This is a genomic window from Micromonospora sp. ABR4_055 (assembly GCF_056160425.1).
In genome coordinates, this window is record NZ_JBSWXD010000104.1 from 1 (window position 1) to 23,608 (window position 23,608).

The following is a 23,608-nucleotide window of genomic DNA, read 5'->3' on the forward strand; positions in this document are numbered from 1 at the left end:
AGAAGATCGTCGGAAGCGTAGGGTGGGTGGAAGAGACAGGCCCGGTGCCGCCGTCGGTTCCTGGTCGCCGTCCAGTGCCGCCCGCCACCCGCTGTCGCCCCCCGCCGCCGGGCCGGCGCCGAAGCCGATCGCAGCCAGGTAGTCGTCCACCGACTGCGCAGCCACCCGCATCGCGTGGCCGGCCTGCTCCGCGTGTTCGGTCGCGCCGGTGAGCTGCGGCACCGCCAGCGGGTCCGCCGACTCCTGGCGGACCCAGATGAGCAACTCGGTCGCGGCGCGCAGCCGCTGCACCGCGACCGCGAGCTGGCCCACCGGCAGGTCGTCGGCGGCCGCCCGGACCCGGGCGGCGAGATTCTCGGCGAGGGACATTGGTGACTACAGCGTCGCGGAGTACGTCTGCGCCTGTTCGACGGCGGCGAGCGTGGCGGCGAGGCACTCCTCGAGCTCGGAGCTGGCCTGGAACAGCGCGGCCTGGGCCGCTCCGACCGCCTCGTGGCCGCTGCCTTCGAAGGCCGCCGCCAAGCTCTGCTGCGCCTCGGCGATCTTTTCGCTGGCTGCCTGGACGGCAGCCTGGCCCTCCGACACCTGCATGATCGCGGCTTCGATGGCGGACTTGACCTCGGCGACACTCGCCACGGGTGAAACCTCCTCAAGGGGCTGGAAGGTTCTATTAGAGCTTACCGCTGGTGGGTGATTGCTGCCCGGCTGTCCGGTCCCGCAGATGGGCTGGTCCGCGACGGACGCGCGGTCATCGGTGCTTGACCGGTGCGACCTGGGCAACTGCCGGCAGCGGATCAGGTATTCAGTCTGAATACCGGTCAGAATTCCGACACCGGACCGGTCAGCTGCCTGGTCAGCCATCGAGGCCCGCGAACCTGCGCGCCCACGTCGGTGACTCGGTCCCGCAATCGGCGGTCGGCCGTGACGACCACCACCCGCCGGTCTGGTCCGCCCTCGGCGGCGATCTCGACGATCAGATCGTCTCCCGACCCGAGAGCCGCGCCGATCCGTACCCCGCCGGCCGGCGGCAGACCGCGGGCCGCCCCCTCGACCACCAGGACCACCTCCAGCGGGCCGGTCAGCTCGGGCAGCCCCCGGCCGGCGACGTCGACCAGCTGATCGCGCAGCCGGACGGCCGCCGCCATCCGGTCGCGCCACCAGCCGTCGGGTCGGGAGCCGACCACGTTCGCGCCGTCCACGATCAGCAAAGTCCGCATCCGCCCAAGCCTGCCAGCATCCGCGGCCGTGGACCCGGCACCGGTTGAGCGCGCCTGTCCCGACCCACGCGCCGGTACCTCAAACGCGGTGCGGTGGTGGTCCCGGACGGCGGGGACGTTTGGCCCGGGGCGGCCCGGGTAGCCACAGTCCGGTTCACAGCCGGCGGGGCGTAACGGCGAGGGGGCGCAGATGAGTGACGGACCGTACGGCCCGGGAGGGCTCGGCACCGATCCCTGGGAGGACCTGCTGGCCCGGTTTCTCACCGGCGGTGAGCCCCGGCTGCCGGTGCACCGGGTCGACATCACCCGGCTGATGAGCGGCGACGCCCGTGACCTGCTGACCGCCGCCGCCCGCCGGGCGGCCCAGGCCGGCACCAGTGACCTGGACACCGATCACCTGCTCTGGGCGGCGTTGCAGCGTCAACCGCTACGGGAGTTGGTCCGCCGGGCCGGGGCCGACCCGAACGGGCTGCTCGCTGAGCTGGGCGGACCGGCGGCCGGCCGGGGCGAGGTGCCGGCGAACCTCTCGCTGACCCCGGCGGCGAAACGTGCCCTGCTGGACGCGCATCAGCTTTCCCGGGCCACCGGCGCGACCTACATCGGACCCGAGCACGTGCTGATGGCGCTGGCGGTCAATCCGGAGTCTGCCGCTGGCCGGATGCTGGCGGCCGGCCACGTCGAACCCCGGTCGCTGCAGAACGCCAGCGCGGAACGCGGCGGTGCGGCCAAACCGCGGACGGCCCGTGGGACCCCGACCCTCGACCAGTACGGGCAGGATCTGACCGAACTCGCCGCCCAGGGCGCGATCGACCCGGTCGTCGGCCGGGGTGAGGAGATCGAGCAGGCGGTGGAGATCCTGTCCCGGCGAACCAAGAACAACCCGGTGCTGATCGGGGAGGCCGGGGTCGGCAAGACTGCGATCGTTGAGGGACTGGCGCAGCGCATTGTCGACGGGGACGTACCACAGACGCTGATCGGCAAGCGGGTGGTGCAGCTGGACCTCGCCGGGCTGGTCGCCGGTACCCGGTACCGCGGCGACTTCGAGGAACGGCTGAAGAAGGTCATTGACGAGATCCGTAGCCACGGCGACGACCTCATCGTCTTCCTCGACGAGCTGCACACCCTGGTCGGGGCGGGCGGCGGCGGCGCCGAAGGGTCGATGGACGCCAGCAACATGCTGAAACCCGCGTTGTCCCGGGGTCAGTTGCGGGTGGTCGGTGCGACTACTTTGGACGAGTACCGGCGCAACATCGAAAAGGACGCCGCATTGGCCCGGCGGTTCCAGCCGGTCCTGGTGCCCGAGCCGACCGTGGCGGACACCATCGCGATCCTGCACGGTCTGCGGGACCGCTACGAGGCGCATCACCAGGTGCGGTTCACCGACGACGCGTTGCTGTCGGCGGCGGAACTCGCCGACCGCTACATCAGCGACCGGTTCCTGCCGGACAAGGCGATCGACCTGATCGACCAGGCCGGGGCCCGGGTCCGGCTGCGCACCCGCACACCGGCGGCCGACGTTCGGGACCTGGAACGGCAGCTCGAGCAGCTGCACCGGGACAAGGCCCAGGCGGTCGCCGACGAACAGTACGAACGGGCGTCCGACCTGCGGGACCAGCTGACGCAGGTGCAACGGCTGATCGAGACGGCCCGCAGCCCGGACAGCGCCGGGGTTCCCCAGGTCAGCATCGAGGAGATCGCCGAGGTGGTCTCCCGGGCCACCGGCATCCCGGTCAGTCAGCTCACCGAGGAGGAGCGGGACCGGTTGCTGCGGCTGGAGGGCGAACTGCACCAACGGGTGGTCGGTCAGGACGATGCGGTCACCGCGGTCGCCGAGGCGGTCCGGCGCTCGCGGGCCGGGCTGGGCGACCCGGACCGGCCGGTCGGCAGTTTCCTGTTCCTCGGACCCACCGGCGTCGGCAAGACCGAGTTGGCCCGGGCCCTCGCGGCGGCCCTGTTCGGTGACGCTGACCGGATGGTCCGCCTCGACATGAGTGAATTCCAGGAACGGCACACCGTCAGTCGGCTGGTCGGGGCACCGCCCGGGTACGTCGGCTACGAGGAGGCGGGCCAGCTCACCGAGGCGGTTCGCCGACGACCGTACGCGGTGGTGCTGCTCGACGAGATCGAGAAGGCGCACGCCGACGTGTTCAACGTCCTGCTGCAGCTGATCGACGACGGCCGGCTGACCGACAGTCAGGGCCGGACTGTCAACTTCCGCAACGTGGTTCTGATCATGACGAGCAACCTCGGCTCGGAGCTGATCACCGGCGGCGGCCGCAGTGTCGGCTTCGGTGGGGTGGACGGCGACAGTCCCGACGACGACCTGCGCGAGCGCCTGCTGCGCCGGCTGCAGGAGGACTTCCGTCCGGAGTTCCTCAACCGGATCGACGAGATCATCATCTTCCGGCAACTGGCCTCGCAGCAGCTGCGCCAGATCACCGACCTGCTGCTGGAGGAGACCCGCCGGCGGCTGCACGCCCAGGACATCGCGGTGGAGGTCACCGACGCGGCGGCCGACTGGATAGCCGGAGCCGGATACCAGCCGGAGTTCGGCGCGCGGCCGATGCGTCGGACGATCCAGCGGGAGGTCGACAACCAACTGTCCCGGTTGCTGCTCGACGGCACGTTGGCGGCGGGGCAACGGGTCACCGTCGACGCGCGGGACGGTGGCCTGCGGTTCGACGTCGACAGCGCCGCCGACCGGGATCCGGCGCCGGCCGGCGCCGGCTGGTGAACCCACCGGGTGGGTGCCGATCCGACCGGGCCCCCGCCGCTCGGCAGACGAACGGAGATGACGACGATGAGCCAACCTGAGGAACAGCGTGAGAAGTCCGCGAAGACCGACGAACTGCTGGCCCGCAACAGCCCTCTCGACACTGGGACCGGACCCGGCGCCGTCCTGGCGGACACCGATGTGCGTCCGGAACCGGCCGGTACGCAGACCCGGGCCGACCGCGACGACCCGGTGAGTAGCACCGAGCCCCCCGACTGACCGTCGTAGTGAGGAGGTTGTCGATGGCGGCGCACCGTCGAACCGACACCGGCACTGATCAGTTGTGGAACGAGTTCCACGCGTACGTGAACATTAGTTCGGAACAGTTGCGTGACTGGCTGCTGACCGAGGCGTCCGGTGAACGGGCGTTCGTCGGCCCCGGCGTCGACCTACCCCAGCCCGGTGGTGCCGTACTGGCGGTGCTGGGCAAACGGCGGGTGGATCTGACCGAACCGGACCGGCAGGTGATGGCGCAGGTCGTCGAGGGGATCCGGGACCTGCTCGCCCGCCGCCCGCCGACGGGCGCGGCGGACGACCGGTGGCGGCGGGCGCTGCTGGATCTGGGGCACGATCCGCTGCGGGCCGACGCGGACACGGCCGGTTGACCGGTCACCACCTGCACCCGTGCGGGACGACACGACCCGCCCCGGGGGGGGGGGGGGGGGGGGGGGGGGGGGGGGGGGGGGGGGGGGGGGGGGGGGGAAAAAGGAGAAAGGAGTTGGGGGACAGACAACCACGCAAGGGAAGGAAAAAAAACACACTTTCTTGGGGGGTGGAACACACACCCCCCCCCCCCCCCCCCGGTCGCGGACCTGGCAGCCTCAGTCTCCCGGCCCGACCGGCCCGGCCGGGAGACAAACGGCTACGGCCGGGTGATGCCGAGCGAGTAGCTGCCCGAACCGCTGTACGCGTGGACCACGTACCGGTAGTAGCCGGCGGAGCCACTGTAGGTCAGCGTCTCGTCCGGACCGGGGCTGGTGCCGCTGGCCACGCTCACCCACCCGCTGCCGCTCCAGCGCTGCAGGTAGAGGTCGAAGTCACGGCTGGTCGGCCCGTCCAGGCAGGCCCGGTGGGTGCCGGAGCCGGCGGTGAAGTAGCTGCCGTTGGGCTGGATCTGGGTGCCGCCGGAGGAGAGCGACCCGGTGTAGGTGTTCTGGTACCCGCTGCAGGTACCGCTGCCCGGCGGCGGGGTGGTCGGCGGCGGGTTGCCGCCACCGCTGGTGCGCAGCGTCAGGCCGTACACCGAGAGGATCTCGTTGACCGGCTGGAAGTAGGTGGTGCCGCCGGTCGAGCAGTTGCCCGAGCCGCCGGAGGTGACACCCTGGGCCTGCTGGCCGGACAGCCATGAGCCGCCGGAGTCACCGGGCTCGGCGCAGGCGTTGGTCCGGGTCAGGCCGGACACCCGCCCCTGCGGGTAGTTCACCGTCGAGTTCTTGGCCTGGATGGTGCCGCAGCGCCAGCCGGTGGTGGACCCGGACCGGCAGATCGACGCGCCGACCGCCGCCTCGGCCGAGCCGGCGACCGTGACGTTGCCGCCGCTGTAGTTGTTCACCCACGGCTGCGGCGTCCAGTTCGAGTTGGTCTGCACCCAGGCGTAGTCGTTGCCGGGGAACGACGACCCGCGGAAGGTGCCCTGCGACACCTGGTTGTAGCCCTGGGTGGCGGTGCCCACGCTGCCGCAGTGCCCGGCGGTGACGAACCCGCCGGTCACCGAGAAGCCGACCGAGCAGCGGCCGCCCATGTAGTAGGCGTCGCCGCCCCGGACGTCGTACAGGGTGGTCGGGGTCTCGTCGGTGCGCACGATCCGTACCGCGTCCGCTGCGGCGCCGCTGCCGGCGACGAAGCTCTCGGCGACCGTGGCGTTGCCGCGGGCCAGCACCACCACGGTGTTGGTGGCCACGTCGACGTACCAGCCGGCGACGGCGGTCGCCGGCGCCTTCGCCGCAGTGCGGTCGAGCTTGGCCTTGACCCGGTCGAGTTCGGCCGCGCTGCGGTCGACCAGCTTGGCCTTCGCCCCGGCTGCGGTCACCGCTTCGGCCTGGGCCGGGTCGGTGACAGCCACGGTCAGGGTGCCGCCGTCGGGGGACAGCCATGCCCCACCGAAGTCGGCGCCGAGGGTGGCGCGCAGCATCGCTTCCTTCTTGTTGGCGCTGGCTTCCTTGGCGATCCGGGTCCGCGCCTGGTCCGCGGTCAGCCCCAGGTCGCGCTGCATCGCGGCAAGCATCCCGGGTGCGGCCGCGTCGGCGGCCGGCTGGGTGACCGGACCGGCGCTGGGTGCTGCCATCGCGGGCATCGCGGCCAGACCGGCCGCGCCCAGTGGCAGGATAGCGGCCGCGGTGGCCGCGATCAGTGCTCGTCTCATTTGCTCCCCTGACGATCGAACGGAAGTGACTCCGGTGGGCGGCCAGGGATCGCCTGGCTGAGCCGGCCGGAGGCACATGGCAACCCGACGTTTCCGACGCCGACGGGCCGGGCCCGGATGGTCCGCCGGTCGTGGTGTGCCGTCGGGACCCGGATGTCGGTGATCGGGGGAACGTCGAGCTGCTGTCAACTTAATGGCGGTCTATGTCAGCAGGCAGATACCAGCTGGCTCATACCGTCACAGCGACCGGTAGGGCGGAGCGGGGCCGGCAGGGGCGGGGCTGGTCGGCCCGGTCAGCCGTCCGCGACCGGGATCCCGGCCAGGCTCTGCGCCCCGAAACCGGGGTTGTCTGCGAGCCAGCCGAGATACTGCGGGTTACGTGCCAGGGAGTCGGTGTACGCCGTGGTGGCGTGGGTGAACACCCGGTCGGCGAGGGCGGCGGCGGTCGCGTCCGGGTGCCAGCCCAGCAGCAGCCGCCACCGCAGCGGCGCACCGGCCAGCGGTCGGGTCACCAGCCCACTGATCGGCCGGAACGTCGCCTGGCACAGGGCGATCGCCTCGCCAGACTCGACCAGGTCGACGCAGCCGCGGATGTCGGTCTCGTACATTTTGCGGGGAGTGAACCCGGACCGGGCACAGGCGGCGGCGAAGCAGTCGCCGAAGCATCCGTCGCCGGGCGCCGCGACCCACTGTTCGTCGGCGAGCATGCCGAGCTCGATCTCCTGACGGTGCGCCAGCGGGTGGGACTCCGGCAACAAGACGAAGATCGCGTCGACGGCGACCGCCCGCCACGCCAGTCCGAACTCGGCCGACGGGGTGGCGTCGCCGCACACCCCGGTGAGCGCGTAGTCCAGCCGGCCGCTGAGCACCATCCGGGCGAGCTCGTCGACGTACCAGGAGGCGTAGGTGCTGATCTGCGCCTGCGGCTGGTCGGCGGCGAGCCGGTGCACCAGGCCACCCAGGATCGGGCTGTTGACCCCGCCGAGCCGGAACCTGCTCATCACGCTGCCTGTGCCGGCCAGTCGGGCTGCTTCGTCCTGCAGCCCTTTCATCGCCGGCAGCAGCACCCGGGCCCGGGCCAGGACCAGTTCGCCCAGCGCGGTCGGTCGGGCACCCCGCCGGTCGCGCTCGAACAAGGGCCCGCCGAGGGTCCGTTCGATCCGTTGGAGTTGCGCGGTGAGCGCGGGCTGCGCCAACCCCAACATGGAGGCCGCCTTGGTGACGCTTCCCGTCTCCGCGATGGCGCAGACCACCCGCAGGTGCCGCAGCTCCAGGTTCATAACGTGACGGTAGGACCAGAACGGGATCGACGGGAAGACCTTCGATGGGGGAAACGTTCTCCGACATCAATATGAAACAGAACTGAACGGATATTACGGACTAGCTATCGCGATCGACCGGCGTCGTCGTCAGATCCTCGGGATAGGTAGTACGGCCGGACAGCAGATCCCAGGCCTTGTCCAGCACCCCCAGCGCCGGGTCCACCACCCGATTCCACGGCGGCCGCTGCGGGGCGTCGGGATGCGGCCGGGTCGGGGCGGCCTCCTCGGCTGTCTCCGCGCGGTTGCCCAGCCGGATGAGCTCCTCGTCGGTCGCCGCCGCCCGTAGCCGTGGCAGCAGCTCCTGCTCGACGACCGTACGGTGGTGCCGCCAGGCGGAGGCGATCCCGGCCGGTACCCCGGCCGCCGCCACGTCGGATGAGCTGAGCACGTTCCGCAGCGGGCGGTCCGTCGCGATGCCCCGGTCGGCCAGCGGGTCTCCGTCGGGCAGGGCGGTCCGCACAGCCGGGTACAGGTACTGCTCCTCGGCCGACAGATGCCGGCTCACCACGGCGACCAGCACGTCCGCGATCTGGCGCCGCCGGTCCGGGTCGGCCGCCGCGTCGAGCCGCTCGCAGAGCTGCTCGATCCGGCGGTGCTCCTCGACGAGCAGCATGGTGAGCCGAGGTCCGCCCGGGTCGTGCGGCAGGTGGTCGTCGCCGAGTTCGGGGATGGGGGGAAGGCCTACCGACACGGTCGTCTCCTTCGGTGGCGGGCCGGGGACGTCGTACTGCCCGGCGGATGCGGCGATACCCACCACACCGTCGCCCGAAACCGTGAGGCGTGTCGCGGCAGGGCTGGGGCAGCGGCCGGACGGCTGGTAAGAAGAACCGCATGACTGCACCCTCCCCGCCGCCGGCACCGACTGACGAGGTCGTGCGGATCTGCCGCGACCTGCTGCGGATCGACACCACCAACACCGGTGACCCGCTGACCAGCGTCGGTGAACGGGTCGCCGCGGAGTACGTCGCCGACCAGCTCGCCGAGGTCGGCGTCACTAGCACGATCGTGGAGTCCGCGCCCGGCCGGGCCAGCCTGGTGGCCCGGCTCGGTGGCACCGACCCGTCCCGCGGGGCGTTGCTCGTGCACGGCCACCTCGACGTGGTCCCAGCCGACGCCTCCGAATGGTCGGTCCCACCGTTCGCCGGTGAGTTGCGCGACGGCTACCTGTGGGGCCGCGGGGCGATCGACATGAAGGACTTCGACGCGATGGTGCTCGCCGTGGTCCGTGACTGGCAGCGCAGCGGGACCCGGCCACCTCGCGACATCGTGCTGACCTTCACCGCCGACGAGGAGGCCGGCGGCCGGTACGGCGCTCACCACCTGGTGCAGCGGCACCCCGGGCTGTTCGACGGCTGCACCGAGGCGATCGGCGAGGTCGGCGGCTTTTCCTACACGGTCAGTGACGACCTGCGGCTGTATCTGATCGAGACGGCGGAGAAGGGCATCAACTGGCTGCGGCTGCACACCCGGGGCCGTCCCGGACACGGCTCGATGATGCACGACGACAACGCGGTCACGGCGTTGTGCGAGGCGGTGGCGAGGCTCGGCCGGCACCGTTTCCCGATCGTCGTCACCCCGACCGTGCGGGACTTCCTGGCTGAGGTCTCCGACCTGCTCGGTATCGAGTTCGACCCGGACGACCCGGAGACGACGATCGCCAAGCTGGGCCCGATCGCGAACATCATCGGTGCCACGGTCCGCAACACCGCCAACCCGACCCGGCTGGACGCCGGCTACAAGGAGAACGTCATCCCCGGTCGGGCCAGCGCCACCATCGACTGCCGGGTGCTGCCCGGCCAGGAAACCCAGTTCCTGACCGAGCTCCGCCAGCTGATCGGCCCGGACGTGGAGATCGAACACGTTGAGCGGCAGCCGGCGATCGAGACGACCTTCGACGGTGCACTGGTCGACGCGATGGCCGCCGCGCTGCGCCACGCCGACCCCGGTGCCCGGACCGTGCCGTACATGCTCTCCGGCGGCACCGACGCCAAGGCATTCCGTCAACTCGGCATCCGATGCTTCGGGTTCACCCCGCTGCGGCTGCCGGCGGAGTTGAACTTCTCTGCGCTGTTCCATGGCATCGACGAGCGGGTCCCGGTCGAGGGGCTACAGTTCGGCGTGCATGTGCTCGACCGCTTCCTGCGCCAGAGCTGACCGCCGGCGCCCCATCGACGGTGAAGGGAATTCCACCCGTATGACCGACCAGCACACCGACCTCGACGCCGCGCTGGAGCAGGTGTTCCAGGCGGCCCGGGCACATCTGGCCACGGTCAAGGCCGCCGACGGCCGGATCGACGACGACGCCGTCTGGCAGGCGTACGTGACGCTCAACAACGCGTCGTACGCCTACGACGAGCAACTGTTGGACGCCTTCGGTGAGGTGACACCCTGGGACGTCGAGTCGATCGATCCGCAGGAGGCGGACGAACGGTTCGGCGTCGGCGTCGGCGGCGTCGACGGCGCCGAACTGGCCGACCCGCACCCGCAGGTCGTCTCGGTACGCCAGCGTCGGGACTACCGGGTGCCGTCGGTCGCCGCGCTGGTCCGCATCGCCGACGCGGCCCGCCGCCAGGGCAGCCCGTCCGCCGAGGCGGCCGAGCCGGTCGGTGGTGTCGGAGAGGCGGTGCTCGAGCTGCTGCAGGCCGGCGACGGCTCACTCGGCGCGCTGGACATCCCGGAGCTGGAACCGCTCGACGGCGTGGTCATGGTGCACGAGGTCACCACACCGCTGGATCCGGAGGCGTTCAGCGACGGCGATGTCGACGGACCGTTCCGGTCGGTTCCCGGCGACGAGATCGTCGGCCGACTCGACGAGCACGCCTACCTGCCGGACGATGACGACGAGGCCCCGGGCGGCGACCCGCGCTGATCGTACCGACTACGTACTGAGCCCGGGTTGCGGCTGCCGGGCGATTCTGCGCCGGAGCACCACCTGGCGCGTGCCGTCACGGAACAGCCGCACCCGGGCGAGCTCCCAGCCGGAGAACTCGGCCTGGATCGCCAACTGCGCGGCTGCGGTCACCCGGTCGACGTTCGGCGGTAACCGCAGCGGCGCGTACTCGTAGTCCATGACCACCATCCTGCCGTCGGCCCCCGAGCTGTGTCACCCGTCGGCCTCCTTCGGAGGCTCAGTCACCCGTCGGCCTCCTTCGGAGGCTCAGTCACCCGTCGGCCTCCTTCGGAGGCTCAGTCACCCGTCGCGTTCCGGGTAGCCGACGGGCGGCGCCGACACGTCGTCGAGTGCCCGGGTGATCTCCGTGGGCAGCGTCATCCGTTCAACCTGCAGCGCCCCGAGCAGCTGCCCCGCCGTGCGTGCCCCGAGGATCGGCGCAGTGACCCCGGGGCGGTCCCGGACCCAGGCCAGCGCGACCTCCAGCGGCGCCACCCCCAGGCCGGCGGCGGCCGTCGAGACCGCCTCGACGATGCTGGAGCAGCGCGGCTCCAGGTAGGTCGCGACGAACAGCTCCAGATGCGGCGACGCGGCCCGGGAGTCGACCGGGCGGCCGTGCCGGTACTTACCCGTGAGCACGCCGCGGCCGAGCGGTGACCAGGGCAGTACACCCAGCCCCAACGCGGCGCAGGCGGGCAGCACCTCCCGTTCGATCCCACGTTGCAGCAAGGAGTACTCGACCTGAGCGGCGACCACGGCGGCCCGGCCGGGCACCGCGGCCTGCCAGGCCGCCGCCCGGGCGGTCTGCCAGCCGCTGAAGTTCGACACCCCGACGTACCGGACCCGTCCGCTGGTCACCGCCGTGTCCAACGCGCCGAGGGTCTCCTCCATCGGGGTGTCCGGGTCGTATCCGTGTACCTGCCACAGGTCGATGTAGTCGGTGCCGAGCCGCCGCAACGAGGCGTCGAGGGTACGCAGCAGATGCCAACGGGAGGTGTCGCGCCGCCGTGGCCCGCCCGGCCGTAGCCCGGCCTTGGTCGCGATGACCAGATCCTCGCGGGGCACCATGCTGTCCAGCAGCGAACCAATGACCGCCTCGGCGTCGCCGTCGCCGTACACGTCGGCGGTGTCGATCAGATTGCCCCCGGCGTCCAGGTAACTCTTCAGTTGCGCCGCGGCGTCGTCGGCGTCGGTGTCCCGGCCCCAGGTCATGGTGCCGAGCGCGAGCCGGGAGACCGCCAGCCCGCTGCGGCCGAGCGGTCGCTGCTGCATGGATGCACCTTAAGCAGATCCTGGCGGTACGGACATCCTCACTCCCGCCGTCGTCCGCTGCCGACCGGCACCGAGCCGGTCGGCGAGTCACCCGGCCGGTTGTCTAATGGCGGCGGACGATTGCGTACCCTGGTGCGGCTTGGCCACGGCCGCTGCCCGGCAGCGCCGTCGACGCCCCGCCTGGCGGGGGATGGGGGATGACTGGGAGTGCGACTCGGACTCAATCTCGGCTACCTCACGGGCGCTGGCTCGCCGGCCGACCAACTGGCGCTCGTCCAGGAGGCGGAGCGGCTCGGCTACACGGTGGTCTGGGCCGCCGAGGCGTACGGGTCCGACTCGCCGAGTCTGCTCGCCTGGCTGGCCGGCCAGACCAGCCGGATCGACGTGGGTTCGGCGGTGATGCAGATCCCGGCCCGGACCCCGGCGTCGACCGCGATGACCGCCGCCACCATCGACACGTTGTCCGGTGGCCGGTTCCGGCTCGGCCTGGGGGTCTCCGGTCCGCAGGTCTCCGAGGGCTGGCACGGTGTACGGTTCGGTCAGCCGTTGGCCAGGACCCGCGAGTACGTGGAGATCGTCCGGCTCGCGGTCGGACGCCAGCGGGTCGAGTATGCGGGCACGCACTACACCCTGCCGCTGCCCGATGGCCCGGGCAAGGTCTTGAAGCTCAACTTCCGCCCGCCCCGGCCGCGGATTCCCGTGTATCTGGCCGCGGTCGGCCCCCGCAACCTCGAACTGGCCGGCGAGATCGCCGACGGCTGGCTGGCGGTCTTCTTCTCGCCCAGCACCGCCGCCGACCAGTTGGCGTTGATCGCCGCCGGCCGGGCCCGCACCGGTCGCGACCTCACCGGCTTCGACGTGGTGCCGGCCGTGCCGGTGGTGGTCGGCGACGACGTCGCCGCCTGCGCCGACCTGCTGCGCGGGTACGCCGCGCTGTACGTCGGCGGGATGGGCAGCCGGACGCAGAACTTCTACCACCAGTTGGCCACCCGGATGGGCTTCGGGGCCGCCGCAGACGAGGTGCAGGACCATTATCTGGCCGGCCGGCTGCGGGAGGCTGCAGCCGCCGTACCGCTGGAATTCATCGATCAGACCGCGCTGCTGGGCCCGCCGGACCGGATCGCGCAGCGCATCGGCGAGTATGCCGCCGCGGGCGTGACCACCCTGTCGGTCAGCCTGTTCGACGCCGACACCGAGGCGCGGTTGGCGACGCTGCGGACTGTGGCGCGGGCCCTCGACGTGGCCGGGGTGGGGCGGTGAGCTGGGTCGAGGTCATCGTGCTCGGCGTGGTGCAGGGGCTCACCGAGTTCCTGCCGATCAGCTCGTCGGCGCATCTGCGGATCACCTCGGCGCTGTTCTTCGAGGCGGACGCGGGGGCCTCCTTCACCGCCGTGACCCAGTTGGGCACCGAGGCTGCGGTGCTGCTCTATTTCGCCAAGGACATCTGGCGGATCACCCGGACCTGGGTCGTTGGTATCTGGGATCCCTCGGTACGCGGCGAGCCGGACTACCGGATGGGCTGGTACGTCATCGTCGGGTCGATCCCGATCGGGGTGATCGGCCTGCTGTTCAAGGATCAGATCCGCGACGGTCTGCGGAACCTGTGGATCACGGCGACCGTGCTGATTGTGTTCGCGCTGGTCCTCGCCGTCGCGGAGTACCTCGGCCGGCAGACCCGTACCCTGGAGCGGTTGACCCTGCGGGACGGCGTGGTCATGGGTTTCGCCCAGGCGATGGCGCTCATCCCGGGCGTCTCCCGGTCCGGTGGCACACTGACCGCCGGACTGTTGCTGAACCTCACCCGGGAGGCGGCCGCGCGGTTCTCCTTCCTGCTGGCCATTCCCGCGGTGGTGATGTCCGGGCTGTTCAGCCTGCCCGACGTGTTCGACCCGCAGGGCCGGGCACCCACGGCGGCCCAGATGGTGGTGGCGACCGCCATCGCGTTCGTGGTCGGCTACGCGGCGATCGCCTGGTTGCTGCGCTATGTCGCGCATCACACCCTGTACGCCTTCGTGCTCTATCGGGTGGCGCTCGGTTCCCTCGTGATGGCGCTGCTGGTCACCGGCACCATTTCCGCCACCTGAGGGACCCGACCCGACTGCTGACCGGGTCGGTCGCCGGCCCGGCACGCAGCCGCCCCCCGTAGGCTGGTTTGGTGGCGACGTTGGTACTTCTGCGACATGGTCGGACGACCGCCAACGCTGCGGGCGGTCTGGCCGGCCGGCAGCCGGTCGAGCTCGACGAGACCGGCCAGGAGCAGGCCCGGGCGGTCGGCGCCCGGCTGGCCGGGCTGCCCTGGGCACAGGTGGTCAGCAGCCCGCTGGTCCGATGCCGGCAGACCCTGGCGCTGACCGTTCCCGAGGCGACCCCGGCGATCGACGACGGCCTGATCGAGTGCGGGTACGGCGAGTGGGAGGGCCAGTCTCTGCGGTCACTGGTGAAACAGCCGCTGTGGCGGGTCGTGCAGGAGCATCCGAGTGCCGCGGTGTTCCCCGGCGGGGAGGCGCTGGCCGCGGTCGCAGCCCGCGCGGTGGCTGCGGTACGGCACTGGAACGGTGTGGTGGACGCCGAACGGGGGCCCGACGCTCTCTGGCTGGCCTGCACCCACGGCGATGTGATCAAGGCCATCGTGGCCGATGCGCTCGGCCTGCACCTGGACCTGTTCCAGCGGATCGTGGCCGATCCCGCCTCGTTGACGGTAATCCGGTACACGGCGACCCGGCCGTTCCTGGTGCGGCTCAACGACACCGGCGGTGACCTGGCCGGGTTGGTGCCGGCGAAACAGCGTCGGCCGAGGCGACGGGGTGGGTCGGCCGATTCCGATTCCGATGCCGCTGTCGGCGGCGGCGCCGGTGCCGGCGGACGTGACCGGCAGTGAGCGTACCGGTCAATCGGGTCGGTGCGTTACCGGATCGACCCGGACGCCCGATAGGGTCGATGACATGACCCACCAGGTGCATGCCTTCGAGCCGCCGGAGCGGTTCGTCGCGGGGACCGTCGGGCCGCCGGGGGAGCGGATGTTCTTCCTGCAGGCCCGGGGTGGCGGTCGCGTGGTCAGCGTGGCCCTGGAGAAGGTCCAGGTGTCGCTGCTGGCCGAGAAGCTCGAGGAGCTGCTGGCCGAGGCGCAGCGGCGGTTCGGTGTCGACGTGCCGGAACTACCGACCGGGCAGTCGGACAACGAACCGCTGGAGACGCCGGTCGACGAGGAGTTCCGGGTCGGCACGCTCGGCCTGGCCTTCGACGTGGACACCACCACCGTCGTCATCGAGGCCATCGCCGCCGGCGAGCCGGAAGCCGGGCTCGAAACCGGCGACGACGACGGCCTGCTCGACGACGATGACGACGACGACACCGAGGACGAGGTCGACGCCAGCCTGGACCGGCTCCGGGTCCGGCTGACCCCGGCGGCGGCCCGCGGCTTCATAGATCGGGCACGCCGGGTGGTGGCCGCCGGCCGTCCACCCTGTCCGCTCTGTGGTCAGCCGCTGGACCCGCGCGGCCACCTCTGTCCACGGCACAACGGCTACCACCGCTGAGGTGATGGAGACGGGCCGGCAGCCGGCGGTGGACCGGGACGCCACCGTGCTGCGATTGCTCCGTACCGGCGAGATGCGGCTCGAAGGCCAGTTGATCGACGCATCGAACACGACGTTGCGGGCTGTCATCGAGGCCGACGGGACAGCGATCCGGTGCGTGTACAAGCCAGTCCGCGGCGAGCGTCCACTGTGGGATTTTCCGGACGGCACGTTGGCCGGCCGGGAGGTCGCCGCCCACCTGGTGGCACAGGCGCTCGGGTGGCCGTTGGTACCGCCGACGGTGTTGCGGGACGGTCCGATCGGTCCGGGTGCCTGCCAGCTGTGGATCGACGAGCCGGACGGATCGGTGCCGCTGGTCGACTTCGTCGCGGCCGACCAGGTGCCGACCGACTGGCTGCCGGTGGCGGCGGCCCGGGACACCGACGGCAGGCCGTACGCCTTGGCGCATGCCGACGATCCGCGGCTGGCCCGACTCGCGGTGTTCGACGTCCTGGTCAACAACGCCGACCGCAAGGGCGGGCACGTGCTGGCCGGGACGGACAACCAGGTGTACGGCGTCGACCACGGGCTGTGCTTCCATGTCGACGACAAGCTGCGTACGGTCTTGTGGGGCTGGTCCGGCCGTCCGTTGCCACCGGAGGCCGGGTCGGCGTTGCGTCAGCTGCGTACGGCGGTCGACGCGAAGCTGGGCGGGCAGCTGGCGTCGCTGCTCACCCAGGCCGAGGTCACCCAGCTGGGCGGGCGGGTCGACGCACTGATCGAGGCCGGGTGCTTTCCGCCGCCGCCGGCGACGCGTAGCGCTATTCCCTGGCCGCCGATGTGATTCGTCTGCCGTTCTCCGGTGCCGCCGGCACCCTGGATAGGGTGGCGGCATGGACTCCTGGACCGGTCATGAGGTGCCCCGGCTGCCCGGCACGGGTGTGCCGTTGGCGCTGTTCGACTCTGCTCGGCGGGCGGTGGCACCGACCCGGCCGGTCGACCCTGCGACGATGTACGTATGCGGGATCACCCCGTATGACGCCACCCACCTGGGGCACGCCGCGACCATGCTCGCGTTCGATCTGGTGCAGCGGATGTGGCGGGACGCCGGGCACCGGGTGCGGTACGTGCAGAACGTCACCGATGTCGATGATCCGCTGCTGGAGCGGGCGGCCCGCGACGGGGAGGACTGGATTGTTCTCGCGATGCGGGAGACCGCGCTGTTCCGGGAGGACATGGAGGCGTTGCGGATCATCCCGCCGGACCACTACGTGGGTGCGGTGGAATCGATCCCGGCCATCGCCGAGCGGGTCGGCGCCCTTCTTGACCGCGGTGCCGGCTACCGGCTGGCCGACGGCACCGGTGACGTGTACTTCGACGTGGCCGCCGCGCCGCGGTTCGGCTACGAGTCGAATCTGTCCCGGGAGCAAATGTTGACCTTCGCCGCTGAGCGGGGTGGCGATCCGCAGCGTCCGGGTAAACGTGACCCGCTGGACCCGCTGCTGTGGCGCGGTGCCCGCGACGGTGAACCGGCCTGGGACGGCGGTGCGCTGGGCCCCGGCCGACCGGGCTGGCACATCGAGTGCGCGGTGATCGCACTGGGTCTGCTGGGTGACCGGATCGACGTCCAGGGCGGCGGCAACGACCTGCTGTTCCCCCATCACGAGTGTTCCGCCGCGCACGCGGAGGTGCTGACCGGCACCGGCCCGTTCGCCGCCCACTACGCGCACGCCGGCATGATCGGCCTCAACGGGGAGAAGATGTCCAAGTCCCGGGGCAACCTGGTCTTCGTCTCCCGGCTGCGGGGCGACGGGGTGCCACCGATGGCTCTGCGGCTGGCGCTGATCTCCGGGCACTACCGGGCTGATCGCCAGTGGACCGACGACACCCTCAAAAGCGGTCAGCAGCGGTGGCACCGGTGGCGCGAGGCCGCCCGGTGTGACGCTGGGCCGTCCGGCGCGGAGCTGCTCGCCGGGGTCCGCGGCCGGCTGGCCGACGATCTCGACACCCCTGGCGCGTTGGCCCTGATCGACGAGTGGGCCGACCACGCGCTCGCCGGCACCGGTGCGGATCCGCAGGCACCGACGCTGATGGCCGAGACCTGCGACGCCCTGCTCGGTGTGCGCCTGCACGACTGACTCGGTTGACCGTACCGGTGTCCGGTCGGGTCCTGCAGCGGCGCCGGACCCGACCGGACTTCGTGGACAGGTCAGTTCGGCGTGCAGGTCAGGGTCGGTGCCACCGGCGTGCCGGTGGCCGAGCCGAGCAGGCCGAAGCTGGTGGACGCTCCGGACCCGATGCTGCCGTTGTAGCTGACGTTGGTGGCGGTGACGGCCGAACCGTTGCTGCTGACCGTGGCGTTCCACGCCTGGGTGACCTGCTGTCCGGTGGGATTGGTCCAGTTCAACGTCCAGCGGCTGATCGGCGTACCGCCGGCAGTCACCCGCACTTCGGCCTGGAAGCCGCCCTGCCAGGTGGCGACGATGGAGAAGGTTGCGGTACAGCCGCCCGGCGCCGGGGTGGTGGGTGGTGCGGTGGTCGGGGCCGGGGTCCCGCCGAAGTTCACGTCGCTGCAGAAGTAGTAGGTCTGGTCGGCGTGGCTGGCCTTCCAGATCAGGTAGACGATGTGCCGGCCGGTCCTGCCGGGCGCGCTGACTGGGATGTCGACCGACACGCCGTTGAGGTTCGGGTTGCTGGTCCGGGTGCCCTCACCGGGGTCCGCGCCGTCGGTGGTCCACACCAGCTCCAGATCGCTCCAGCGCAGTCGCTGGGTGAGTGGGTTGAAACCCTGCCGGGTGACGTACACCAGGTGGTAGTCGGCACCGTGCAGCGCCTGGTCGTGGTACGTGAGCGTGAAGTTCGTGCCGACGTTGGCGGCACGCCAGTTGCCGGGTTGGTCCAGTGCGGCATACCGGACACCGCCGGTGTTGCCGGCGCTGCACAGCTGACCGTCGGGGATGTGTGCCTGGTGCTGGCCGTTGACCCCGTCGATGTAAAGACTGTTCCAGTTCCACATGGCGGTGGAGTCTGCCTGCCAGGCCTGCCAGCACATCGGGTCCTCGGTGGCCATCCGGGGGTTCTGAAAGTCGCTGGCCCAGCGTTCGTAGCACCCGTAGTTGCGTGACGGTGGGGCGATCGATGAGCCGTGTGCGGCGGCTACGTCGGCCAGCGCGGTGGTGAACAGCAACGCGGCGACAGCCGCAACGGTGAGTACCCGGCGCAGGGGTGCCCACGGGGTGACGGTGAGGGAAGGCATGTCTGCTCCCGGACAAGGTTGGACGGCGGTGGCGGGGTTTGCCGGGACACAGGCGTTCCCGCCGGATCGGACGGCGGGTAGCCCGGTCCCGCCGTGCCGCGCGGCCCTCGCGACAGTCCCGTGCCGAGATTCACATGCCTCGATTTTCAAGTCAATAGTTTGAATGGAAAACAAAGTAAGCCGCAAGAAGTACCTGGTCAGCCGAGTACGAGACCGGGATCTGGGTCCGGATCCGGCATGGGTGCCGGGACCCGGTACTCTTCGGTCAAGGTGGTCACCGGGCCGGGCCAGGTCGCCTGGGCCACCTCGATCGGTCGCCGGTCGCCGTCGTAGGCCACGTGCAGCAGATGTAGCACCGGGGTGTCCGGACGAATTCGGAGCAGCTGCGCCTCCTGTCGGCTGGGCTGACGGGCGCTGAGCACGTCGCGCGCCCAGACGTATCGTCGGCCCGTCACCTCCTCGGCCTCCTGGTAGGTGGGTCGGCCGAACGGCTCGGCCCGCTCCAGGCTGGTGCCGGCGGCGTCGGCCACTCGGAACCAGGAGGCTCCCACCTCGACCGGGGAGTCCTCGGTGCGCACCAGGTGCCGGCGGACGATCAGCTCGGTGCCGTCAGTGACGCCGAACGCGTCGGCCACCTCGGGTACCGCCGGAGCGCGGCCGACCTCGGTCAGCTGCTGCCGGTAGCGCGCCGCCAGGTCGGCGTGGTATCCGCGGTGTCCGCCGTACCGGCCACGGGCGAGCCTGTTGAGTCGGCGTCGGGTGCCCCGGACGAACGTGCCGGAGCCCGGCTTGGTGATCAACAGTCCTTCGACGCGGAGCTGATCGACGGTACGCTGGGCGGTCTGCTTGGCCACACCGTACATTTCGGCGAGGGCGGGGATGGCGGGCAGCCGTTCGCCGGGTGCCCACTCGCCGCGGCGGATCCGTTCTCGAATCAGGTCGGCGATCTGGCGGTGTGGAACCTCGGCGGCTCCAGGATTGACCTGCATCTCTACGGACCGACCACCCTTCAACCGATATACCTAGCATCCTAGGATAACAGAGGGAGTGTGTCCAGCCCGACCACCGCCAGACAACACCCATCGGCGTGACCAGTAACCGGACGCACCAGCCCGACCACTCGTCAATCAGCGTCCGACGACGGTCACCGCTTGCGGGCGATCAGTGCGCCGTTCGCCCCGGGGGCGTCGAAGACCACGGTACGGATGGAGCCGAACCCGGCGTCGGCCAACCAATCGGCGTACTCGGTCTCCGAGTAGTTGCGCCCGCCCTCCGTCTCCACCAGCATGTTCATCCCCATGAGGGCGGCCTCGGGTGGACCGGTGCGTTCGGGGTTGAGCAGCAACTCGCAGACGACGATCGTGCCGCCTGACGGCAGCGCGTCGTGGCAGCGGGTCAGCAGCGCCCGGTTGGTCGGTTCATCCCAGTCGTGCAGGATCATGCTGAGCAGGATGACGTCATGTCCCTGCGGCAGCTTCTCGTCGACGAAGAAGTCACCGGTGACCGTGTCGATCCGGTCGGCCAGACCGGCGGCGGCGGCCTTCTCCGCAGCGACCGGCACGACATGTAGCAGGTCGTAGACGCTCGCCCGCAGATGCGGGTACCGCCGGCACAACTCGATGGGGTACGCGCCCGACCCGCCGCCCAGATCGAGTAGCCGGTGATGGGCGCTGAAGTCGTAGGCCTCACCCAGCGCGCGGGCGGTGAAGATCGACGCGGCGTACATAGCCTCCAGAAACAGGTTCAGGATCCGCGGATCCACGTCGGCGAAGAGCGACTCCTGGGTGTCCGGGTCCCAGGTCAGTGGCCGGTCGGTACGCAACGCCTCACCGATGCGATGCCACGGTAGGTAGGTACGTTCGTCGCAGTAGCGAACCTGACCGCCGAAGTAGTAGGGGCGGCCGGCTACCAGGAACTCCTCGGCGATCGGCGCGTTGCGGTAGCTGTCGGAGCCGGGTTGCTTGGTGAGCAGTCCGAGCGAGGCGCAGGCGGCGAGCAGAGTGCCCGCTGGGCGCTCAGCCAGCCCGTACTCGTCGCACAGCTGCCCGACGGTGATGGTCCGTCCGCCGGCGAGCCTGGTGAACAGGTTCAGCTCGACGGCGGCGGCCAGGGTCTTGAAGCTCCAGAAACCGGTCACCAGACGCATAAGAGGGGTGGGGGTTAGCATCCGGACATTTTCCGGTAAAGGGCCGCCCGACTGACGGAGCTGTCAGTTAGCCGATAGATCCGGGTCGGGTATCCGTCCGGCCGGTCACCACGAACCGGCTGTCGGGCCGGCCGACCCACCCCTGCGGCGCAGGTACTTCTCGAACTCCTGGGCGATCTCGTCACCGGTCAGCGGCTGGATACCAGCGTCGCCGACCCGTTCCTCCAACTCGCGGACATACTCGCCCAGCTCGGCGTCCTGCTCGGCGGTGGTCCGTACCCGGGCCTCCCACTTGGCCGCCTCCTCGGCCATGTCGGCCATCGGAACCGGCAGGTCGAGAACGTCCTCCACCCGGTGCAGCAGCGCCAGTGTCGCCTTCGGGCAGGGGGGGTTGTTGGCGTAGTGCGGCACGTGTACCCAGAACGAGACCGCGTCCACCTCCGCGCGGGCGCAGGCGTCCTGCAGCACTCCGACGATCCCGGTGGGACCGTCGTACCGGGTGGGGACGAGCTGGAGCCGCTGTGCCGCCTCCTTCTCCGACGCGGTCCCGCTGATCGGCAACGGCCGGGTGTACGGCACGTCGGCGAGCAGAGCGCCGAGCAGCACCACCCGGTTGACCTCCAGACTGTGGCACAGCTCCAGGACCTGTTCGCAGAAGGTACGCCAGCGCATGCTCGGTTCGATCCCGTGGATCAGCACCACGTCCCGGTCGGTGCCTTCCGGGCTGGCCACCATGAACCGGGTCGTCGGCCACTCGATACGGCGCGCGTCGCCGCTGGAGCCGGTAATGGTCGGCCGGCTGACCTGGAAGTCGTAGAAGTCCTCCGGGTCTAGCGCGGCGATCTCCCGGGCCTGCCAGACCTCCTGCAGGTGCTCGACGGCCGCGGTGGAGGCGTCCGCGGCGTCGTTCCAGCCTTCGAACGCGGCGATAGCCACCGGTGACCGCAGCACCGGCAGACCGTCGAACTCGGTCACCGGGCCTCCTCGCCGTCATACCGACCTGGCAGCATGCTCGCGGTCGTTGCGACTACTCGTCGACGTCTGGGTGCGGGGTAGTTGTCGTGCCTCACCCTGTCAGCCTACGTGCCGGCCGACGACCCGGCCCGGTGGCCGCGCCGGCTCCACCGTCGGCCTGATCCGCATACCGACGCCGTACGTATTGCGCAACTGGGGCAGCATGGACCGCAGACGGCCACGCGTCGCCGTCCGACAACTGAGCGAGGAGGCCGGTATGCGTCAGCCCGGCGACCGTGTCCGCAGCCGGTTTCAGCTGGTGGCGTTGTGTGCCGCCGTCGTCGCGGCGGCGGCCTGCGCCGCGGTGCCGCTGCCCGACGCCGGGCCGGGTGAACCCAACCAGCCGGCGGTGCCCGGGGGCGGTGCCACCGGGGCGGCCGACGGGTCACTCGACGGCACCGACACGGTCGAGGAGTTCGAGCAGGACATCGCGGGGGCCGAAGCTCTCGCCGACCAGTACTGGTCGCAGCGGTTCGCCGGGTTCGGCGCGGCGTTCGAGCCGATCGGGCAGGCGATCGCCTACCAACGCGACGGCGAACTGAGCTGCGGCGACCAGCTCATTCCGCGCAACAACGCGGTCTACTGCCTGACCAGCGGGTCCGAGTTCATCGCCTACGATGCGAACTGGGCATTCGATGTCTTCCAGACGGTCGGCGACTCGTTCCTGTTCTACCTCATCGGCCATGAATACGCGCACGGCATCCAGGTGCGGCTGGATCTGGAGTACCGGTTCAGCATCCAGCGGGAGCTGGCCGCCGACTGTCTGGCCGGGGCCTATCTCGGTGACTCGGTACGCGACGGCACGCTGCAGCTCGACGACGGTGACCTGGAGGAGTTCCAACGCGGTCTGGCGAGCGTGGCGGACGATCCCGACCAACCGTGGTTCGAGGAGGGCTCGCACGGCACCGCCGACCAGCGGAGCGCAGCCTTCTTCAACGGGTATGACCGGTCGCTGGCCGGGTGTGACCTGACCTGACTCACGCCGGCCGGCGACCTGCGCCGTCGCCGTCGCCGGCTGGGCGACAGCGCTGTGATCAGGCAGGATCGTGGGACAACCCGTCGTTCCCGGACCAGGGAGGTTCCGCTGAATACCCCGCCACCCGCCGCCGTCCTGTTCGACATGGACGGAACGTTGATCGACAGCGAGAAGCTCTGGGACGTGGCCCTGCGGGAGCTGGCCGTGCACTACGGCGGGCAACTGTCCGCCGAGGCGCGGTTGGCGATGGTGGGTTCGGACATGGCCACCACGATGGGGCTGCTGCATGAGGACCTGGACCAGCCGTGGCGGGACCCGGCGGCCGGCGCAGCCTGGCTGACCCGTCGGGTCACCGCCCTGTTCAGCGTCGGCCTACCGGCCCGGCCGGGCGCCTTCGAGCTGGTCCGGGCCGTCCGGGCGGCCGGCATCCGTACCGCGCTGGTCACCTCGACCGAACGTGCCCTGGTCGACGTGGCGCTGCACACCATCGGGCGGCACAACTTCGACGTGGTGTGCTGCGGCGACGAGGTGCCGGCGACCAAACCCGATCCGGCCCCGTACCTGGCCGCTGCAGCCGCCCTCGGCGTGTCGGCGACGGACTGCGTGGCGGTCGAGGATTCCCCGGCTGGGGTGGCCAGCGCGCACGCCGCCGGGGCGGCGGTGCTCGCGGTGCCGGCCGAGGCGGCGTTCCCGGTGCCGGACCGGGTCCAGGTACGGGCCAGTCTGTGCGACGTGACGGTGGCCGATCTGACCGCGCTGCTCGCCGCGTACCGGGCCGATCTGCCCGTGGCGGCCGGTTGACGGGCAGCCCGGTTCGGGCCTGTTTTTTATACACATCTCCGAGCCCCAAAGACATAGCCGGTTA

Annotated in this window: 25 protein-coding genes and 1 pseudogene; 14 read left to right on the forward strand and 12 right to left on the reverse strand. The window is 70.9% G+C overall.

From position 1 onward, the window contains the following. The 3 genes and pseudogenes from ACXAHD_RS21730 to ACXAHD_RS21740 form a co-directional block, all read right to left on the reverse strand. A pseudogene (locus ACXAHD_RS21730) lies at positions 1–369 on the reverse strand (hypothetical protein); the annotation flags it as partial. A 6-nt stretch (positions 370–375) separates the two neighbouring features. After that, positions 376–636 (reverse strand): hypothetical protein, encoded by a 261-nt coding sequence (locus ACXAHD_RS21735; protein ID WP_278168988.1) that lies wholly within the window; start codon positions 634–636, stop codon positions 376–378. 182 nt (positions 637–818) lie between these two features. Further along, the gene (locus tag ACXAHD_RS21740; RefSeq protein ID WP_281554787.1) at positions 819–1,217 is read right to left on the reverse strand and encodes a PIN domain-containing protein; all 399 of its coding nucleotides are present in this window, start codon (positions 1,215–1,217) and stop codon (positions 819–821) included. A 190-nt stretch (positions 1,218–1,407) separates the two neighbouring features. On the opposite strand from ACXAHD_RS21740, the gene ACXAHD_RS21745 reads away from it, so the two are divergent. From ACXAHD_RS21745 to ACXAHD_RS21760, 4 genes are all read left to right on the forward strand, one after another. Further along, positions 1,408–3,951, forward strand: a complete 2,544-nt coding sequence (locus ACXAHD_RS21745) for an ATP-dependent Clp protease ATP-binding subunit (protein WP_281554788.1) — start codon at positions 1,408–1,410, stop codon at positions 3,949–3,951. 66 nt (positions 3,952–4,017) lie between these two features. Further along, positions 4,018–4,209: a hypothetical protein gene (locus ACXAHD_RS21750; protein WP_281554789.1), complete on the forward strand. Its 192-nt coding sequence runs from the start codon at positions 4,018–4,020 to the stop codon at positions 4,207–4,209. Between the two features lie 23 nt (positions 4,210–4,232). Then, positions 4,233–4,595 (forward strand): DUF3140 domain-containing protein, encoded by a 363-nt coding sequence (locus tag ACXAHD_RS21755; RefSeq protein ID WP_281554790.1) that lies wholly within the window; start codon positions 4,233–4,235, stop codon positions 4,593–4,595. Positions 4,596–4,614: 19 nt separating this feature from the next. Continuing rightward, on the forward strand, positions 4,615–4,866 hold the full coding sequence (locus ACXAHD_RS21760; protein ID WP_475052803.1) for a hypothetical protein: 252 nt from the start codon (positions 4,615–4,617) through the stop codon (positions 4,864–4,866). Here the strand turns inward: ACXAHD_RS21760 and ACXAHD_RS21765 are convergent. The 3 genes from ACXAHD_RS21765 to ACXAHD_RS21775 form a co-directional block, all read right to left on the reverse strand. Further along, the gene (locus ACXAHD_RS21765; protein ID WP_281554791.1) at positions 4,853–6,352 is read right to left on the reverse strand and encodes a S1 family peptidase; all 1,500 of its coding nucleotides are present in this window, start codon (positions 6,350–6,352) and stop codon (positions 4,853–4,855) included. The two genes, ACXAHD_RS21760 and ACXAHD_RS21765, sit on opposite strands and share 14 nt — an antisense overlap. A 293-nt stretch (positions 6,353–6,645) precedes the next feature. Further along, the gene (locus ACXAHD_RS21770; RefSeq protein ID WP_281554792.1) at positions 6,646–7,632 is read right to left on the reverse strand and encodes a LysR family transcriptional regulator; all 987 of its coding nucleotides are present in this window, start codon (positions 7,630–7,632) and stop codon (positions 6,646–6,648) included. Positions 7,633–7,732: 100 nt separating this feature from the next. Continuing rightward, positions 7,733–8,365 carry a hemerythrin domain-containing protein gene (locus ACXAHD_RS21775; protein ID WP_281554793.1) on the reverse strand — a complete coding sequence of 211 codons (633 nt, stop codon included), beginning with the start codon at positions 8,363–8,365 and terminating at the stop codon, positions 7,733–7,735. A 140-nt stretch (positions 8,366–8,505) separates the two neighbouring features. Between ACXAHD_RS21775 and ACXAHD_RS21780 the strand changes: the two genes are divergently transcribed. Together ACXAHD_RS21780 and ACXAHD_RS21785 are read left to right on the forward strand one after the other, a co-directional pair. Next, entirely contained in the window at positions 8,506–9,828 is a 1,323-nt protein-coding gene (locus ACXAHD_RS21780) for a M20/M25/M40 family metallo-hydrolase (RefSeq protein WP_281554794.1), read from the forward strand. Positions 9,829–9,868: 40 nt separating this feature from the next. Beyond that, positions 9,869–10,543: a hypothetical protein gene (locus tag ACXAHD_RS21785; RefSeq protein ID WP_281554795.1), complete on the forward strand. Its 675-nt coding sequence runs from the start codon at positions 9,869–9,871 to the stop codon at positions 10,541–10,543. A 9-nt stretch (positions 10,544–10,552) separates the two neighbouring features. Here ACXAHD_RS21785 and ACXAHD_RS21790 read toward each other — a convergent pair whose 3' ends face one another. Then, positions 10,553–10,744 (reverse strand): DUF5703 family protein, encoded by a 192-nt coding sequence (locus tag ACXAHD_RS21790; RefSeq protein WP_281554796.1) that lies wholly within the window; start codon positions 10,742–10,744, stop codon positions 10,553–10,555. Positions 10,745–10,864: 120 nt separating this feature from the next. Next, positions 10,865–11,836, reverse strand: coding sequence for an aldo/keto reductase (locus ACXAHD_RS21795; protein ID WP_281554797.1), 972 nt, complete (start codon positions 11,834–11,836; stop codon positions 10,865–10,867). A 207-nt stretch (positions 11,837–12,043) separates the two neighbouring features. Between ACXAHD_RS21795 and ACXAHD_RS21800 the strand changes: the two genes are divergently transcribed. The 6 genes from ACXAHD_RS21800 to mshC all read left to right on the forward strand — a co-directional run bounded on the left by ACXAHD_RS21800 (position 12,044) and on the right by mshC (position 17,489). Continuing rightward, on the forward strand, positions 12,044–13,096 hold the full coding sequence (locus tag ACXAHD_RS21800; protein ID WP_281554798.1) for an LLM class F420-dependent oxidoreductase: 1,053 nt from the start codon (positions 12,044–12,046) through the stop codon (positions 13,094–13,096). After that, a complete protein-coding gene (locus tag ACXAHD_RS21805; RefSeq protein WP_281554799.1) occupies positions 13,093–13,920 on the forward strand; it encodes an undecaprenyl-diphosphate phosphatase in 828 nt (275 codons plus the stop codon). Before ACXAHD_RS21800 ends, ACXAHD_RS21805 begins: the two co-directional genes overlap by 4 nt. A 71-nt stretch (positions 13,921–13,991) precedes the next feature. Continuing rightward, on the forward strand, positions 13,992–14,714 hold the full coding sequence (locus ACXAHD_RS21810) for an MSMEG_4193 family putative phosphomutase (RefSeq protein WP_281554800.1): 723 nt from the start codon (positions 13,992–13,994) through the stop codon (positions 14,712–14,714). Between the two features lie 64 nt (positions 14,715–14,778). Next, positions 14,779–15,372 (forward strand): DUF3090 domain-containing protein, encoded by a 594-nt coding sequence (locus ACXAHD_RS21815; RefSeq protein WP_289212805.1) that lies wholly within the window; start codon positions 14,779–14,781, stop codon positions 15,370–15,372. A gap of 4 nt (positions 15,373–15,376) precedes the next feature. Then, positions 15,377–16,195 carry an SCO1664 family protein gene (locus ACXAHD_RS21820; RefSeq protein ID WP_281555578.1) on the forward strand — a complete coding sequence of 273 codons (819 nt, stop codon included), beginning with the start codon at positions 15,377–15,379 and terminating at the stop codon, positions 16,193–16,195. A 49-nt stretch (positions 16,196–16,244) separates the two neighbouring features. Further along, positions 16,245–17,489, forward strand: a complete 1,245-nt coding sequence (gene mshC / locus ACXAHD_RS21825; RefSeq protein ID WP_281554802.1) for a cysteine--1-D-myo-inosityl 2-amino-2-deoxy-alpha-D-glucopyranoside ligase — start codon at positions 16,245–16,247, stop codon at positions 17,487–17,489. A 71-nt stretch (positions 17,490–17,560) separates the two neighbouring features. Here the strand turns inward: mshC and ACXAHD_RS21830 are convergent, their stop codons facing one another. From ACXAHD_RS21830 to ACXAHD_RS21845, 4 genes are all read right to left on the reverse strand, one after another. Beyond that, positions 17,561–18,607, reverse strand: coding sequence for a lytic polysaccharide monooxygenase auxiliary activity family 9 protein (locus ACXAHD_RS21830; protein ID WP_289212806.1), 1,047 nt, complete (start codon positions 18,605–18,607; stop codon positions 17,561–17,563). A 197-nt stretch (positions 18,608–18,804) separates the two neighbouring features. Further along, a complete protein-coding gene (locus tag ACXAHD_RS21835; RefSeq protein ID WP_281554804.1) occupies positions 18,805–19,596 on the reverse strand; it encodes a GntR family transcriptional regulator in 792 nt (263 codons plus the stop codon). 155 nt (positions 19,597–19,751) lie between these two features. Then, complete coding sequence (locus ACXAHD_RS21840; protein ID WP_281554805.1) at positions 19,752–20,774, reverse strand: methyltransferase; 1,023 nt, start codon at positions 20,772–20,774, stop codon at positions 19,752–19,754. A gap of 84 nt (positions 20,775–20,858) precedes the next feature. Then, complete coding sequence (locus ACXAHD_RS21845) at positions 20,859–21,728, reverse strand: PAC2 family protein (protein ID WP_123601502.1); 870 nt, start codon at positions 21,726–21,728, stop codon at positions 20,859–20,861. 256 nt (positions 21,729–21,984) lie between these two features. Here ACXAHD_RS21845 and ACXAHD_RS21850 point away from each other — a divergent pair, with 256 nt between their 5' ends. Both ACXAHD_RS21850 and ACXAHD_RS21855 read left to right on the forward strand, forming a co-directional pair. Further along, positions 21,985–22,743: a neutral zinc metallopeptidase gene (locus ACXAHD_RS21850; RefSeq protein WP_281554806.1), complete on the forward strand. Its 759-nt coding sequence runs from the start codon at positions 21,985–21,987 to the stop codon at positions 22,741–22,743. 144 nt (positions 22,744–22,887) lie between these two features. Beyond that, positions 22,888–23,544, forward strand: coding sequence for an HAD family hydrolase (locus tag ACXAHD_RS21855; RefSeq protein ID WP_475052813.1), 657 nt, complete (start codon positions 22,888–22,890; stop codon positions 23,542–23,544). The last annotated feature ends 64 nt before the right edge of the window (positions 23,545–23,608 follow it).